Here is a 15,969-nt window from a genome sequence, read left to right as displayed (position 1 = left end):
GATGCACGGCCAACAAGAGATAACAATGAGAACATATAAATCACAAAAGCTCAACGGCACTATGGCCGTTGAGCTTAATTAACTATTTTTAATCCTATAAACCGTAACGGTTATTTAGGACTAGACAATAAAAGAGATTCACTAAATTAAGAATTTGAACATTACCACGTAATGTCCCTATTGTAATGAAAATGTCGACAACCTTTTGGTTTGTCTATTTTAAAGTCATTATATGAAGAATATTTTGGTTTTTCTTGATTGGGCATTGTTCCCATGGATCTTTTAATTCCTGTTAAATTTTCTGGTGACATATTTTTCATATTTAATCTGTTTACAATTATTTTATTTTGAGTAATCAAATTTCAAATTTTTATAGGACAATTTATTTATAGTTTTTTTCGATTATTTTATAATATTTTTAGGTGGAAAAGGCGAAAATATGAGGCTGACTTTAGTTAATCGCATTTAAGAAGATTGCGCTAGTGTAAGAAGAGGTTTGTGTCATTGATAAATTGCGAATTTTTGATTGACAACCCTAATTTGGTTTATATCTCAATCTAAAGGTCGTTATAATAGCTACGCCATAATTTCCTAAAAAAGTGATTTGTTGTAAAAAAGGGTTAATTATTTTCTGAAATATTATAAAAGTCCTCCTTAGCTTTTTCCATTTCTTCTTTAGTATTTTCCGTTAAATTTTGGAGAGCACCATCGTCATATTTGCTAATTTTCTCAACTCTGTAAAACTTATTATCAACCGGTAGTACATCCCGATTTATTATATACCCTCCTATTGCCAACAGGTACAAGCCAAATAAAAGTATAGATCTCTTCATTTTATATTTATTACATAACACAGTAAAAATTGTGATATAAAAATAATATTGGCACAAAATTCTTGTTAACACAATCGCATTATTCTTTACCTTTTTCAACAAAAATTAACAACGGTATTTGCTATTAGGACTGTGTTATTAGGTGGTCATTGTAATGTGTTGTGTCGTTTCGTTCAATTGTTTATTCATTTGAATTAATGTAATTGAAACCCCATGTTTACTTTCACGTCGTCAACTATACCTTTATTCAGCTATGATTTTTTCATTAGAAATGATTATTCCGTTTTTTTGTGGTTTTACCGCGGCATTTACAATATTCTTCATATTCGGATCAGTTAACGAACCAAAAAACCAATTCTCAAAGGATATTCAACAATTTCAATTTAACGGAAATATAAATCGGACTACTATTCGAAACAAAGATGGTTTTGACCAAAATTTTGTTATAAATTTTAAAGACGACCACACTTCCAAAACCAAAAGAAGTTTTAACAAGAGCTTAAAACTGCTCCAGATAAAAATTGAAGAGTTTAAAGCACGAAACAATGTATCATAATTGCAATAAGTTGTTGTTGGATATTTAATGTTAATCAGGATTGTAATATCATGGGTATCATCTTCTTAGAAATTGGTTTATTGCTAAAGGAACGCTAAACCGATAAGGGGGAGAATAGGCCTCGATGGCAAGAGGGACATTTTAACGAAAAAACCCGAAATTATTGGTGTTAATTAGAATAAATCTCCATATTTGAAGTTAAAGTATTTCACCAAATTATAATGGAAATTTATCCCCCATGAATACCAAGAATGTCTTATTGATCGAAAATTGTATGCTTGATGCCATATTAATAAAAGAGTCCCTCCAACAAAACGGAGGACCTTGTAATATTAATCTTTTAGAGGATGGTATTGAGGCAATAGTGCATATTGAAAGTGTGCTACAAGATAAGAATAACGAAATCCCGGATTTAATTATTGCCAATGAGGAACTTATTATGATTAACGGAGTCAATATTTTATCTAAAATAAGTAAACTGAATAATTTTTATATTCCAGTTATAATAATGACTTCGTCAGGATCCGAAATACAACCTCATTTTAACAGGCATACTTGTTGTTATATTTCCAAACCCCTTGAGATTAAGGAGTTTTTGAAAGTATTTCGGGAAATCAAGTATTATTGGTTGAGCCTCGTCAATTAGACCACAGTTCATCTATCTCAATTAAATAGCCCCGTAAACCTAAGTCTACGGGGCTATTTATTGTGGGATATAGTGAGTTACATGGACCAGGCCTTCCCTTGTGTAGTCTCCTCTAGGTTTACACATCCTTTTTGCTCACCTGGTATAGCCTTATACGCAAGTACATTTTTTCCAATGTGCTCGGAAATTTTAAACGCAAAAATTCCCTTATCCCTTAATAACTTTAGAAAGCTAAAACATATGGCGTCCTGTGAAGGCGTACTGTTTTTGTCTGTTGCGGAAGCCCTTTTTTCTTTTTCCCACTCACGTTGGCGGGTACTGGCAGCTATTAAATAAAAAGCCAACCGCCCATCAATATCCTCGGAGGTTAGATTACCGACATTGCTCTTTTGCAAAAGGTCCAAAGTGGATGACAAATACACCCCTACCCCTTCTTTTATATCCTCCTTCTCGATTTTGGTAGATATCTTATCTATATATCCATCCAAGAATTGGGTTAAATTTAGATCATTTGCACCCGGCACATCTGGAGTTGGAGGTAAAATTACCTCTAAGGTCTTTGCCACCAATTCGGCCTCATCTTCCGAAAAAAATAATGGAGTCCATGTTGTTGTTTTGGAACCGCAACTCTGGATAAGACCCACAATAGTGGAGGACATTGTAATACCACCTATGGATAAACCTATATTTTTAAGTGCTTGTCTTCTTTGCATAATTCGAAATTATAAGTTTAACTTCTTCAATTCTTCCACTGCATGATTTGCCGCCCTTGCCGTCAATGCCATATAGGTCAGTGAAGGGTTTTGATTGGCAGAAGATGTCATACATGCACCATCGGTAACATATACATTTGGTACTTCATGCAGTTGATTGTATTTGTTCAAAACTGATGTTTTTGGGTCATGACCCATTCGAGCCGTTCCCATCTCATGTATTCCACCGCCAATGTAGGTCTTTCTATTTCTAGCCTCTACATCCTTAAATCCTGCACTTTCCAACATTTCTTGGGCTTGAATGATCCAATCCTTTTTCATAAGTTTTTCATTTTCCTTGAACTCTGCATCAAAAACTATGGTAGGTAAACCATACTTGTCCAGTTTTTCGTAATCGAGAAACATGTGATTTTCATGATATGGTAGAACTTCTCCAAAACCACCGAGATTTATTCGCCATTCCCCTGGTTCAAGTATCGACTTTTTAAGCTCTTCCCCATAGGCATACTCGGCAATTATTCCTCCATAATCATTCCGGCTTGCCCCTCCTTGGTATCCGTAGCCCCTAAGGAAATCAACCTTTGCGGATTTCGAATCTATGTTTCTAAATCTTGGTATATAAAAACCGTTAGGTCTTCGACCAGTATAATACTTATCATGAAATCCGTCAATTTTCCCTGTAGCTCCACCTCCCAATTGGTGATCCATGACGTTATGCCCCAATTCTCCACTAGCATTACCCATTCCATTTGGAAAAGCATCAGACTTTGATTGCATTAGAATTGCCGTTGAAGCCATGGACGAGGCACATAAGAAAATTATTTTTGCCTTGTATTCTATTACTTCCTTGGTATCGGCATCCACAATCCGAACTCCAGTGGCTTTCTTTTTATCCTTATCATACATTACCTCAAAAACAATGGAATTGGGTCTGATCGTCATATTCCCTGTGGCTTCGGCCATAGGTAGAGTTGAGGAATTGGAACTGAAATATGCACCATAAGGACATCCTCTTTTGCATCGATTTCTAAATTGACAATTTCCCCTTCCTGAACCGGGCTTTGTGCCTTCTGTAATATGCGCTACTCTGCCAATAGTCAGAACCCTGTCCTCATAACTGTTTAATATCCCTTTTTTTAAATGCTCTTCCGCACAATTGAGTTCCATGGGCTTTAGGAAAACGCTATCAGGTAGTTGGGGTAGTCCCAGTGCTTCACCGCTGATACCTACATGTTTTTCTACGTACCCGTACCAAGGTTCTATATCTTTATATCGAATAGGCCAATCTACGCCAATCCCTTCTTTTGCATTTGCTTCGAAATCCAAATCGGACCAGCGATAGGTTTGTTTACCCCAGATTAGAGAACGGCCACCTACTTGAGTACCCCTGATCCAGTCGAATCGTTTTACTTCGTCATAATCATAATCTTCATCCTTATTAAAGAAATGGCGAGATGTTTCATCAAAACCCCAACGGGATTGTTTGGGGTATTTTGCCATTACTTCTGCAGGAGTCTCCCCTCCATTTTCCATATCCCAGGGATCAAGGTGCATTGTGGGATAATCAACAATATGTTCTACCATTCTTCCCCGTTCCAGGACCAGTGTTTTGAGACCTTTTTCGCAAAGCTCCTTCGCGGCCCAACCACCGCTTATTCCAGTTCCTACAACAATGGCATCATAGGTGTCTTTTAATGATTCTACGCACATGTATAATATTATATTAGTGAATTTGTTATTAGGTTCATTTAAGAATCTGTGTAATCAATGTAACAACTGTTGTTGCGCATTCACATACAACTTGCCTACTCTAATTATTCCAATTTATAACACGAGTTTTTTTCGTTGTTTCACAACCCCAATTTTTTTAACAAAAGCACAATTTAGAAAAATTATTATATACGGCTGTCCTGTACTGTACCGTAAATCAAAATAAAAAGAAATATCTATGGGTGAGTTAAGTCAGGAGAAGGAAATCATATTGACGAATTTCCCGCATTTTTCTATTTACTGAATTGAATCTATTATACTACCACAGGTCATCATTTGCTCTCCATAATACGGATTGCGAATTTCCTTTTGGTTGCTAAGCCAAAATGCCCCCTTATTGTTATTGGCCATTGGACATTTTTTTATGTATAATCTTTCGTTTAACCCATCAATATTCTTTGCCAAGGGAACAAAATTTTCATTTAGCATAACGAAGTGCGCACGCTGGTTTTCTAAGTTTGGGTTATCCCCAATGGCATCCAGCATTTTAATACTCTTGGTTAGGTGAGTTTTTTCCATTTTGCCTAATCCTTCCAAGTTTATCGTTTTTAGTTTTTGGGAAGTAGATTTTGCATAAACAGAAACCTGCTTTGAATTACTTTCTACAAAGGCATCCTTCATATCAATATAATGATCTAGGGCAGCTCTAAAACTAACTTGAAATGCTTGGGGCAATTCTATTTTCATTATAGGCGCTTCTGACTCAGCTGTTAACCTGTCCTTATTCATCATGGATTTTTTACCTTGTAACTGCGCAGCTGCATCTACGGTATAGGTTCCATTGGTTACGATTTCATCGCCATTTTCCAACCCGGAAACGACAGTAAAATCGTCTCCATTTCTATTGCCAAGGGTAATTTCCCTCATTTCAAATACAGGTTCGTTGGGATTGGTCTTAATATAAACCAATGAACGTTCCCCTGTCCACATAACGGCAGTAGCAGGAATGCTTAATTGCCCAGATGGACTGGTTGTAGAACTTTCAATTTTCCCAGACACGAACATTCCAGGTTTGAACAATCGGTCATTATTCTGCAATACAGCGCGAATGGCAACCGTTCTGGTTCTTGTATTTAGAACAGGGTCTATAAAGGAAACACTTGCATCAAACACTTTGTTGGGATAGGCATTGGAAATTATTTTAATTTTTTGACCTACCTTAAATTGTGCTATTTGATTCTCATAAACGTCGAATTCGGCCCAAACCGAATTTAAGTTACTTACCTTTAAGATAGGCTGCCCTTGTTTAACATAGTCCCCTTCCGAAGCCAGTTTCTCAGAAACCGTACCCGAAACGGTTGCATAAATTGGGAAGTTTTCCAGTACTTTTCCTGTATCCTCAATGCTATTGATTTGCCTTTCCGTAAGCTTCCAAAGTTGCAACTTATTGCGCACAGCTCTATATAATTCCGGCTGTGATTCCTTTAAGGATGCAGCAGTAATCAATTCTTGCTGAGCTGCAACAAGATTGGGTGCATATATGGTAGCCAACAGTTGACCTTTTTTCACCTCTTGACCAACATAGTCTATATTGAGACGTTCTATCCTACCATCAAAATAGCTGGCCTGAATAGCATTCGCTTCCTCGTTCAATTTTATTGTACCTGATAAGGAAACAGCATTTTCCCTATCAGAAGAAGTATTACCGACTTTTACCGTTTGAACGTTTGCCAAGGCCATAGCATTCTTGGTCATTTTTATTTCGTTCATGGCAAGTCCGTCAGCACTTGTTTCCGCTGGTATCAGATCCATACCACAAATAGGACAGTCCCCTGACTCAGGTTGCATAATCTGCGGGTGCATAGAACAGGTCCACATTTGGACCATGGATTCTCCTGAGTGATCGTGATCATCCGAAATATTGGAATTCTCTGTATCTGTATTGGATGTTTGTGTTGATCCTCCAAAAATGAGATACCCGGCAAGTAAACCGGCAATCACGGCTATCCCAATGTATAAAATGTTTTTATTCATGATATTTTTTTCAGGGTATTATTTATTATTTTCCAATCTGTTTATCATTGCCTTCATTTCCTCAATCTCTTTTTTTTGGGCTTTAATGATATCTTCTGCCAACTTTTTGACCTCTGGATCTTTAATGTCGGCCCGCTCACTGGTCAAAATGGCTATGGAATGATGCGGTATCATAGCTTTCATCCATAGCACATCTCCAATAATAGGAGCTTGTGCTCTTACCAGCGTCAGTGCAGTGGTAAAAAGAACTATACTCCCCAGTACAATGGCAATGTTTTTCTTATTATTCCTGTACATACTACGCATTGCAACAAACATAATTATCGCCATTGCAGAAATGCCCAAACAGCTCATATAGAAACGTGTAAGACTAAAATATACATGATCTATTTGGTAGGAGTTTAAATACATTGTAATGTACATGGCTACAAATGATGCAGCCAACATTAAAACAAATTTTGTGTATTGGTTATCACTATTTCTATCTTTATTTTCCATTGTTATAGGTTTTAAGATTAATAATTAAATTCTCTTTTCCATTTTTTTCTAATAATTAATATTATTTATGAAATAGATTTAGTCCTTAACCGCAGCGCATTTGCAATTACAGAAACAGAGCTAAAGCTCATGGCCAATGCCGCTATCATAGGGGAAAGCAGAATTCCAAAGAATGGAAATAGAACCCCTGCCGCAATAGGGATTCCCAAAGTGTTATAAATTAGCGCAAAGAATAAGTTTTGCTTAATGTTCTTCATTACGGCACCACTTAGGTTACGGGCCTTTACAATTCCGTGTAGATCCCCTTGTACCAAGGTTATGGCCGCGCTTTCAATGGCCACGTCCGTGCCTGTTCCCATGGCAATGCCTACATCACTTTTAGCCAATGCAGGTGCATCGTTAATACCGTCGCCCGCCATGGCAACCACCTTGCCCTGTTTCTGTAATTTCTCTACTTCATGTAATTTATTTTCAGGCAGCATCCCAGCCTTAAAATCGGCTAAATTAAGTTCGCTGGCTACCGCCTGGGCTGTATCGTGGTTATCCCCTGTTAGCATTATAACCGCAATACCCCTATCCTGTAATTCCTTTATGGCTTTGACGCTTGTTGCTTTAATTTTATCGCTTATTACTACATAACCAACGGTTTCGCCTTTTATGGATAGATAAGACACTGTTTTTCCCTGCTTTTGATAGGTCTGCACTTCATTTACCATTTCAGTCGAGAGTTTGGCATTGGCTTTTTCCATCATTTTGGCATTGCCCAGAGCTGTATTTTTGCCGTTTACCTTTCCTTCCACACCCTTACCGGTTATGGCATTGAAACTATCTGCTTTTAAAAACTCAGTTTTTTGCTCCTTACCGTACTTTACTGTGGCTTCGGCAAGTGGGTGTTCGCTAAGACTATTGAGAGAAACTATGTATTGAAGCACTTCTTTCTCGGAATGCGAATCTCCAAAGGCACCTACTTTTTCAACGGTAGGCTTTCCTTCTGTGATGGTTCCTGTTTTGTCTACAATAAGGACATCTACCTTGTCCATTTTTTCCAGGGCCTCGGCATTCTTTATGAGCACCCCGTTCTGGGCACCTTTACCAACACCTACCATTACGGACATTGGCGTTGCCAAGCCCAAAGCACAAGGACATGCAATGATCAATACGGCAATTGCATTTACCAAAGCATAAACATAGGCGGGTTCAGGGCCCCATACGGCCCAGACTCCAAAAGTGATAACGGCTATAATTACAACAATAGGTACAAAATACCCCGAAACGGTATCGGCCAATTTTTGTATTGGTGCGCGGCTTCTACTGGCATTGTTTACCATTTGTATTATTTGTGCCAATAAAGTATCCGAACCCACTTTTTCAGCTTTCATTAAAAAGGATTGATTCCCGTTAATGGTTCCACTGCTAACTTTATCACCAACTACTTTATTGACGGGAATTGGCTCCCCTGTAATCATAGATTCATCAATAGAGGTGTGGCCCTCGGCAATTGCTCCGTCTACGGGAATTTTATCTCCGGGTTTTACCCTAAGGATGTCTCCTATTTGTATTTTATCTATGGAAACTTCCTGCTCTTGCCCGTCAACTACTTTAATGGCCTTGTTGGGGGCGAGTTTTAAAAGCTCCTTTACTGCCGAATTGGTCTTACTATGGGCACGTGCTTCCAACATTTGTCCCATTAGCACAAGGGTAAGGATAACTGTAGCAGCTTCAAAATATACATGTACCGTACCCGCCTCTGTCTTAAATTGTTCCGGGAAAAAGTCGGGAACCAGCATTCCGAATACACTGAACAACCAAGCTACACCGGCACCTATTCCAATAAGGGTAAACATATTTAGATTCCAAGTCTTAATGCTTCTATATGCCCTCTCAAAGAACATCCAGGTGGCATAGAAGACTACAGGTATGGATAGTGCGAACTGTACCCAATTCCAATATTTCAATTCCAGAATATCGTATAATGGGTTATTGTGCCACATCTCCCCCATAGCAATTATGAAAATGGGTAGCGAAAATGCCGATGAGATCCAGAACTTCTTAAGCAATTTTTTATAGGACTTTTCCTCTGCGGATAGATCAGCTTCCATAGGGACCAAGTCCATTCCACAAATTGGGCAACTTCCAGGTTCGTCACTAATTATTTCTGGATGCATTGGACACGTAAATTGAGTTGCTGAACTTGTTGTTAGTTTCTGTTCCTCTACTAGGTCCATTCCACATACTGGGCAGTCGCCAGGTCGGTCATAGGTCTTATCACCCTCGCAGTGCATTGGACAGTAAAAAGTCCCTGTTCCTTCCCCCCTGGCTTTTGGCTTCTTATCGGCCATTTCATGGGCATGATGGTCTCCAGGCATGTGAATGGAATAAGTTCCGCCATCCTTTTTTAAAGCTTCTTGAAACTTCTGAATAGGAATGTGATTTTCCATTTCAATGGAAGCTTCCGCTTTTTCCAAATTGACCGTTACTTGTGAAACCCCTTCAATTTTTGAAAGAGTTTCTTCGACGTGACCTCTACATCCGTTACAGGTCATTCCATGTATGTGATAGGTGTGTTTCATAATTATTTAATTTTATTAATCAAAATTAAACATCGGTCGTATGTTTCTTTTTCACAATTCTGATTCTTATTTATACAATTTGGTCCAACGATTTTCTATCCCAATCTTGTAAGCTTTTATATTCAGACATAGACATGCCGGTACTACTTTTAAATTGTTTGGCTAAATGACTGCTGTTTTTATAATTGAGACTATATGCTATTTCAGAAAAATTTAATTGACCTAATTGCACAAGCTCCTTCACTTTTTCCAATTTTAGATTGATGGTATATTTTTCTAATGTAATTCCTTCATGTCTGCTAAAAAGTTTACTTAATGCTGTTTCTGTTTTTCCAAAATCTTCAGCTAAAATTTTAAACAAATCCTCTGTTTCTCCTAATTCAATTTTATAAATAAGCTTAACTTTTATTAGTTCTATTAAAGTATCCACTTCATTTTGAATAATTTCAAAACCTACTTTAGCAAGTGCACTATTTAGACTTTCAAAATTACTTTTTTGTCCTTTGGTTGCAATTACTTTTCCTAATTCCACAGACTCCACGATGTAATTTTCGGCATTAAAAATGGCCAAAACCGAAGCAATACAACGGTTACAAACCATGTTTTTTATATGTATGGCTTCCTTCATTTTAAAGTCTGTTCATTAATTGTGTCATCCATTGGGTAAAGATACTACGGCAATCTTACCGCGAAATCTGTAACTTTTTATTAATTACTTTTGTTAAATCGCCTGATCTTAATTTAGCTCTTTCTGTACTTTTCCACAGGCCAACATTTTACTGCCATAATATGGATTCTTTATTTCTTTACTGTTACTCAGCCAGGCTGTACCCTTATCGTACATTGGACAGAACTGCTCGTACAATTTTGTATTGGTGCCAGTGATGGCTACCATTTCCGTAACATCCTTGCTCAAAACTTTGAAATGCTCGCGTTGAACATCTATAGGGCTTTCTGCAATTTGTTCTAAATGTTCCTTAGCCTCTTCTATGATGTCCTGTAATTCTGCTTGCTCCGTATCGGAATATGTGTTGGTATCAAAATCGTTTAATGTGGCAAGCAACTTTTTACTTGTCCGGGCAGCTGACTCCGTATCATCTGCTACTAGTGCATCCTTGAGGGATAAATATCCATTTACCACAGCAATTGCTTTTTCATCCTGCGCAATATTCTCTATATTACCCTGGGCAGTTGCAGTCTCTTGGTTTATTTCATTACTTATTGGTGCGGTCGATTCTTTTTTGTTTTCGTCCTTACAGGAAGAAAGGGATATTATTGAAATCGCTGCAATTGTTAGTGTAATATTTACATTTCTTTTCATAGTTTTTGGTTTTAAAAGTTTCAATATTAAAATTAATTTAGTAATTGATAATCAATTGATTGATACAGGATTTTTATTGATTCGTTAGATAGTTTATTACGGCCATTTGCCCAAAATAGGCTTTAACGGCCTCTATTTCGTTTATCTGGAATTTCAGTTGCAATTCCTGAATGTCCAGTACATCATTAAAATCAATGGTACCCGTCTCATAATTTTTCATTAGGATTTCTTCTGCATTCTTGGCCTGTTTTAAATTGATCCGTTGGGTATTATATTTAATACGCGCCTCATTACGACCCGACTCTGCCTTTGCCAATGCCGATTGAAGCAGATTGAATCGCTCGTTTTTTTGCAATTCCGTTTCTTTTAGGCGCATTTCGTTTTGTTTGGAAAAAGATTTAATACGATTGTTGAAAATAGGGATCGAGAAAGTAAGCATAGGCATCACAATATCCTTCCCATTGTCGTCAAAACTCATGTCCGGTCTTTCCTGAATGGGAATGTAATCCAGTCCAAAACCAATATTGGGAGCTCCATCCTTTTTATTGAGCAATTCTGATTGAACTATGGATTCAAACATTTCATCATACTTCAGGATTTCAGGATTAAGTTCCAATCCATTCCCCAAGTAAATAGGGTCTTCCAAGGGAAGGGTCATTTCAGGAACAACATCAATAGACATGGTCTCTTTTCTATTTAAAAGATTGTTGAAATTAGTTTTTTCGGCCAAATAATCCTGATCCAAAATTGCCCTTTGTTGACGCATTTCATTTTGCCGTATTTGTAATTTCAAAACATCAACGGCCGAGGCTTTACCTACTTCAACTGAAGTCAATGCCAATCGCTCATAGGTCTTCAGTAATTGTATGTTCTGGTCCAGTACCTTTTGCTTCGCCTCAATGGCAAACAATTGGTAATAAGATTGGGCAACAGCAAGCGCCAATTTGCGTTTGGCTATAGCTATTTCAATATAATCCACATTGGACATGGACACAGCATAATTTTGCCGCGCGGTTATGGTTCCAAACCAGGGCAACATCTGTGATACCGAAAACCGTGCGCGTTGTGCTCCTGTGCGTGTTTCTGGTTCACTTACGAAATAGCCTGCGCTCACCGTGGTGTTGGGAAGGGTATTTACCTCGTTCACCTTCTCTTGGGCAATGCTATATTTAAGATCAAAGGCCTGGATCTGTGGATTATTTACCTGGGCCTCCTTAATATAGGATTGCAGATCCTGGGCTTTCACCCAAGTGGAAACCAGTAAAAGACAGATGATGAATGTTATATTTTTCATTTGCTTGCTCGTTTTAATTGAAACTCCTTTTTCCAGCTATATAATACCGGCACAATAAAATAGGAGGTGATATCTATGACCATCCCACCGAAAATTGGGATTGCCATTGGTATCATAATATCACTGCCTTTTCCGGTAGAGGTCATTACAGGCAAGAGGGCAAGGATAGTAGTGACCGTCGTCATTAAACAGGGTCTAATACGTTTCTCTGCCGCCTCCAATGCCGCCAATCGAATTCCCTTTTTATCTGTTGGATTTTCACGGTCAAAAGTTTGAGTAAGGTAGGTGGCCATGACTACCCCATCATCTGTAGCTATACCAAAGAGAGCAATAAATCCTACCCATACAGCCACACTTAAATTGATGGTTTTCATGTTGAACAAATCCCTTAGATTTTCTCCGAAAAAACTAAAGTTTAAAAACCAGTCTTGACCGTAAAGCCATATCATGATAAATCCGCCAGCAAAAGCAACCGTAATTCCCGTAAATACCATTAGGGAGGTTGCTACGGATCTAAACTGAAAATACAGTATCAAAAAGATGATTATTAATGCCAACGGAACTACTATTGATAGCGTTTTTTCCGCTCGCAATTGGTTTTCGTAGGTTCCTGTAAATTGATAATTAATTCCCTTGGGCACCACTAGTTCACCACTATCTATTTTTCCCTTGATTATGGCCTGTGCATTCTCCACAACGTTTACTTCTGCAAAGCCATCAAGTTTATCAAACAAAACATAGCCAACCAGGAAGGTGTCTTCACTTTTAATGACCTGTGGCCCCTGTTCGTATCTAATATTTACCAATTGGCCCAAAGGCACAGGACTCCCCTTTTCCACCGGGACATGAATATTTTCAAGATCTGATGGATTTTCCCGTAATTCCCGTGGATAACGTACCCTTATAGAGTAGCGTTCCCTGCCTTCCACAGTCTGTGTCAAGGGCATGCCGCCCACTGCTACCTGCAGAATTTCCTGTACGTCCATTATAGATATGCCATATCGCGCAAGTTGATCGCGATCGATATCTATTAATAAATAGGGCTTACCAACGATACGGTCTGCAAATACGGCTTGTTCTTTTACACCATCTACCTGTTTAAGAATCTTTTCCAACTGCAGACCAAAGGCTTCTATTTCCCGTAAATCCTGACCCTTCACTTTGATTCCCATTGGTGCACGCATGCCCGTTTGCAACATCACCAAACGTGTTTCTATGGGTTGCAATTTAGGAGCAGAAGTAACACCTGGAAGTTTTGTTACCCTAACTATTTCATTCCAGATATCGTCTGGCGAATTTATTTTTGGCCGCCAGTTTCTATAATATTCGCCATTGTTGTCAGGAACAAGGTCATCTCTTGTCGCCGTTGTTTGCAATTGGGACTCTTCATAATCTATGTCTTCGTCCAATTCATTATTGGGATTAATAATAAAATTGCCATTTTTTAGTACAAACAGGCCATCCTCGTTTACTTGATAACGCTGTCGCTCCCCAGCCGAATTTCGCATGTACTCCGATTTGTACTGAATTACATTTTCATACATGGAAAGCGGTGCGGGATCCAAAGCCGATTCTGTTCGTCCGGATTTACCTACTACCGTTTCAATTTCCGGAATGCTGGCCACGGCCATGTCCAACTGCTGTAGTACACGTTTATTCTCTTCTACTCCTGCATGGGGTAATGAAGTGGGCATTAATAAAAATGAGCCTTCGTTCAGGGAGGGCATAAATTCCTTGCCCGTATTTTTCATGATTAAAAATCCCAATGTCAAAACCGTTGTAGGAATTATCAAGAAGAGCAATTTATTTTCCAAGGCCCATTGTAGAATTCTGGAATAGTAGTTTCTGAAAATCGTGAATGTTCCCAATAGACCAAAGCAGATAATACTAACAAAAATAAGGTTCATGATTATGCTTCGATCAAAGCCAAGGGGTCTCCAATAAACGGCAAGAAGGAGTACAATGGCAACAACCGATATAATAATATTGATCAAATTTGCCCTTTTAGGCGATATTTTCCCTTGAATACCCAAAAACGCAGTGGCAGCAAAAGCTATAAGAATAAGTCCCAGCCAATATCCGTAAAAAATTGCTGTGGACCCAAGTGCAACCAGCACAACATTAAGAACATATTTGGAATTTAATTTGAGGTTGGTTTTCTTAAAGAATACTGCCGCAAAAGGGGGAATTAAAAAAAGTGCTATGATCAATGAGGCCGTAAGTGCCATGGTTTTTGTGAATGCCAAAGGCCGGAAAAGTTTCCCTTCCGCACCTATCATGGTAAAGACGGGCATAAAACTAATAATAGTGGTAAGTACAGCAGTTAAAATGGCACCGGAAACTTCTGAAGTGGCATTATAAATAATTTCGTTGATCGTATAGTCGGTTCCATCTTCGCTATGGCGCAATTTCTCATCTTCCAAATGTCTTATCATATTTTCGGCGAGAATTACCCCAACATCCACCATGGTCCCGATTGCTATTGCAATACCGGATAAGGCAACAATATTGGCATCCACATTAAAAAGCTTCATGGTAACAAAAACCATTAATACGGCTACTGGCAATAAACCGGAGATTAGAATGGAAGCCCGTAAATTGAATATCATTACAATTATGACCAGGATAGTAATGAGAATTTCCAAGGTCAAAGCTTCATTAAGTGTCCCCAAGGTTTCATGTATCAATTCCGTTCTATCGTAGAAGGGTACAATGGTCACTTGGGAAGTCCTACCATCCTCCAATTGCTTGGAGGGTAATCCGGCAGCCAGTTCCTCGATTTGCTTTTTAACATTGTTAATGACCTCCAAAGGGTTTGAGCCATACCTTGCTACTACTACCCCACCTACTACTTCCGCACCTTCCTTGTCCAATATTCCACGACGAGGTGCCGGCCCCATATGTACCTTCCCCAAATCCTTAATACGAAGGGATGTGAAGTTTTCAGAACTTACTACTGCATTCTCTATATCCTCAATAGACTCAACATAGCCAAGGCCACGCACCAAGTATTCGGCTTGATTAATCTCCAAGGTCTGGGCACCTATATCCTGATTGGATTTTTTAACGGCTTTTACAATATCGCTCAAGCTTATATTGTATTGCCGCATTATTTCAGGATTTACGTCCACCTGATATTCCTTAACATATCCACCAATGGAGGCGACTTCTGAAACTCCTGCAGCAGAAGAAAGTGCATACTTTACATAATAGTCCTGAATACTTCGCAATTCCTGTAGATCCCACCCGCCTGTAACATTACCTTCTTTATCGCGACCTTCCAGCGTATACCAAAAGATCTGGCCCAGGCCAGTAGCATCTGGACCTAGAGCTGGATTTACATTGTCGGGCAACAGTCCGCTGGGTAAGGAATTTAGTTTTTCCAAGATCCGACTACGCGACCAATAGAATTCAATATCTTCTTCAAAAATGATATAGATACTTGAAAAGCCGAACATAGATGAGCTCCTGATGGTCTTTACACCAGGGATACCTAAAAGTGAGGAGGTAAGAGGATAAGTAATTTGATCCTCTATATCCTGTGGGGAACGTCCTTCCCACTTGGTAAAAACTATTTGCTGATTTTCACCTATATCTGGAATGGCATCCACGGCCACAGGATCTGTAGGTAAAAAACCTGTATCCCAATTAAAAGGTGCGTTCACAATGCCCCAGCCTACAAAAAGAGTAAGCATTAGAACTGCAACGAGTTTGTTTTCTATTAGAAATTTTATGCCTTTGTTCAGCATGGATTTTGGTAATTAGACAGTTATAAATTTGTGTATTGATGGGCG

At 38.6% G+C, this 15,969-nt stretch carries 11 protein-coding genes; 1 reads left to right on the top strand and 10 read right to left on the bottom strand.

The genetic code is table 11. The features are described from left to right. Positions 1-620: 620 nt before the first annotated feature. Positions 621-833, bottom strand: coding sequence for a hypothetical protein (locus tag H4O18_RS11215; RefSeq protein WP_187584550.1), 213 nt, complete (start codon positions 831-833; stop codon positions 621-623). Between the two features lie 794 nt (positions 834-1,627). On the opposite strand from H4O18_RS11215, the gene H4O18_RS11210 reads away from it, so the two are divergent. Further along, positions 1,628-2,035 (top strand): response regulator, encoded by a 408-nt coding sequence (locus H4O18_RS11210; RefSeq protein WP_187584548.1) that lies wholly within the window; start codon positions 1,628-1,630, stop codon positions 2,033-2,035. Positions 2,036-2,112: 77 nt separating this feature from the next. On the opposite strand, the gene H4O18_RS11205 is transcribed toward H4O18_RS11210, so the two are convergent. The 9 genes from H4O18_RS11205 to H4O18_RS11165 form a co-directional block, all read right to left on the bottom strand. Then, positions 2,113-2,748, bottom strand: coding sequence for a gluconate 2-dehydrogenase subunit 3 family protein (locus H4O18_RS11205; protein ID WP_187584546.1), 636 nt, complete (start codon positions 2,746-2,748; stop codon positions 2,113-2,115). A gap of 9 nt (positions 2,749-2,757) precedes the next feature. Next, positions 2,758-4,458, bottom strand: a complete 1,701-nt coding sequence (locus H4O18_RS11200; protein ID WP_187584545.1) for a GMC oxidoreductase — start codon at positions 4,456-4,458, stop codon at positions 2,758-2,760. A gap of 297 nt (positions 4,459-4,755) precedes the next feature. Next, complete coding sequence (locus H4O18_RS11195; RefSeq protein WP_187584544.1) at positions 4,756-6,492, bottom strand: efflux RND transporter periplasmic adaptor subunit; 1,737 nt, start codon at positions 6,490-6,492, stop codon at positions 4,756-4,758. Positions 6,493-6,510: 18 nt separating this feature from the next. Further along, entirely contained in the window at positions 6,511-6,990 is a 480-nt protein-coding gene (locus tag H4O18_RS11190; RefSeq protein WP_187584542.1) for a DUF305 domain-containing protein, read from the bottom strand. Between the two features lie 65 nt (positions 6,991-7,055). Next, positions 7,056-9,560, bottom strand: a complete 2,505-nt coding sequence (locus tag H4O18_RS11185) for a heavy metal translocating P-type ATPase (RefSeq protein WP_187584540.1) — start codon at positions 9,558-9,560, stop codon at positions 7,056-7,058. Between the two features lie 70 nt (positions 9,561-9,630). Then, complete coding sequence (locus H4O18_RS11180) at positions 9,631-10,188, bottom strand: helix-turn-helix domain-containing protein (RefSeq protein WP_187584538.1); 558 nt, start codon at positions 10,186-10,188, stop codon at positions 9,631-9,633. 108 nt (positions 10,189-10,296) lie between these two features. Continuing rightward, positions 10,297-10,881, bottom strand: a complete 585-nt coding sequence (locus tag H4O18_RS11175; RefSeq protein WP_187584536.1) for a DUF3347 domain-containing protein — start codon at positions 10,879-10,881, stop codon at positions 10,297-10,299. A 73-nt stretch (positions 10,882-10,954) separates the two neighbouring features. After that, complete coding sequence (locus H4O18_RS11170) at positions 10,955-12,175, bottom strand: TolC family protein (RefSeq protein WP_187584534.1); 1,221 nt, start codon at positions 12,173-12,175, stop codon at positions 10,955-10,957. Then, positions 12,172-15,924 carry an efflux RND transporter permease subunit gene (locus H4O18_RS11165; RefSeq protein ID WP_187584518.1) on the bottom strand — a complete coding sequence of 1,251 codons (3,753 nt, stop codon included), beginning with the start codon at positions 15,922-15,924 and terminating at the stop codon, positions 12,172-12,174. Before H4O18_RS11165 ends, H4O18_RS11170 begins: the two co-directional genes overlap by 4 nt. Positions 15,925-15,969: the final 45 nt, after the last annotated feature.

The organism is Arenibacter arenosicollis (assembly GCF_014397245.1).
Lineage (GTDB): Bacteria > Bacteroidota > Bacteroidia > Flavobacteriales > Flavobacteriaceae > Arenibacter > Arenibacter arenosicollis.
The sequence above is the reverse complement of the archived record's forward strand: the minus strand, read 5'-3'. Positions and strand labels throughout refer to the sequence as shown.

Bases quoted from the DNA above. Each gene is read 5' to 3' on its own strand.
- H4O18_RS11215 (WP_187584550.1), bottom strand. From the start codon at position 833: ATGAAGAGATCTATACTTTTATTTGGCTTGTACCTGTTGGCAATAGGA.
- H4O18_RS11210 (WP_187584548.1), top strand. From the start codon at position 1,628: ATGAATACCAAGAATGTCTTATTGATCGAAAATTGTATGCTTGATGCC.
- H4O18_RS11205 (WP_187584546.1), bottom strand. From the start codon at position 2,748: ATGCAAAGAAGACAAGCACTTAAAAATATAGGTTTATCCATAGGTGGT.
- H4O18_RS11200 (WP_187584545.1), bottom strand. From the start codon at position 4,458: ATGTGCGTAGAATCATTAAAAGACACCTATGATGCCATTGTTGTAGGA.
- H4O18_RS11195 (WP_187584544.1), bottom strand. From the start codon at position 6,492: ATGAATAAAAACATTTTATACATTGGGATAGCCGTGATTGCCGGTTTA.
- H4O18_RS11190 (WP_187584542.1), bottom strand. From the start codon at position 6,990: ATGGAAAATAAAGATAGAAATAGTGATAACCAATACACAAAATTTGTT.
- H4O18_RS11185 (WP_187584540.1), bottom strand. From the start codon at position 9,560: ATGAAACACACCTATCACATACATGGAATGACCTGTAACGGATGTAGA.
- H4O18_RS11180 (WP_187584538.1), bottom strand. From the start codon at position 10,188: ATGAAGGAAGCCATACATATAAAAAACATGGTTTGTAACCGTTGTATT.
- H4O18_RS11175 (WP_187584536.1), bottom strand. From the start codon at position 10,881: ATGAAAAGAAATGTAAATATTACACTAACAATTGCAGCGATTTCAATA.
- H4O18_RS11170 (WP_187584534.1), bottom strand. From the start codon at position 12,175: ATGAAAAATATAACATTCATCATCTGTCTTTTACTGGTTTCCACTTGG.
- H4O18_RS11165 (WP_187584518.1), bottom strand. From the start codon at position 15,924: ATGCTGAACAAAGGCATAAAATTTCTAATAGAAAACAAACTCGTTGCA.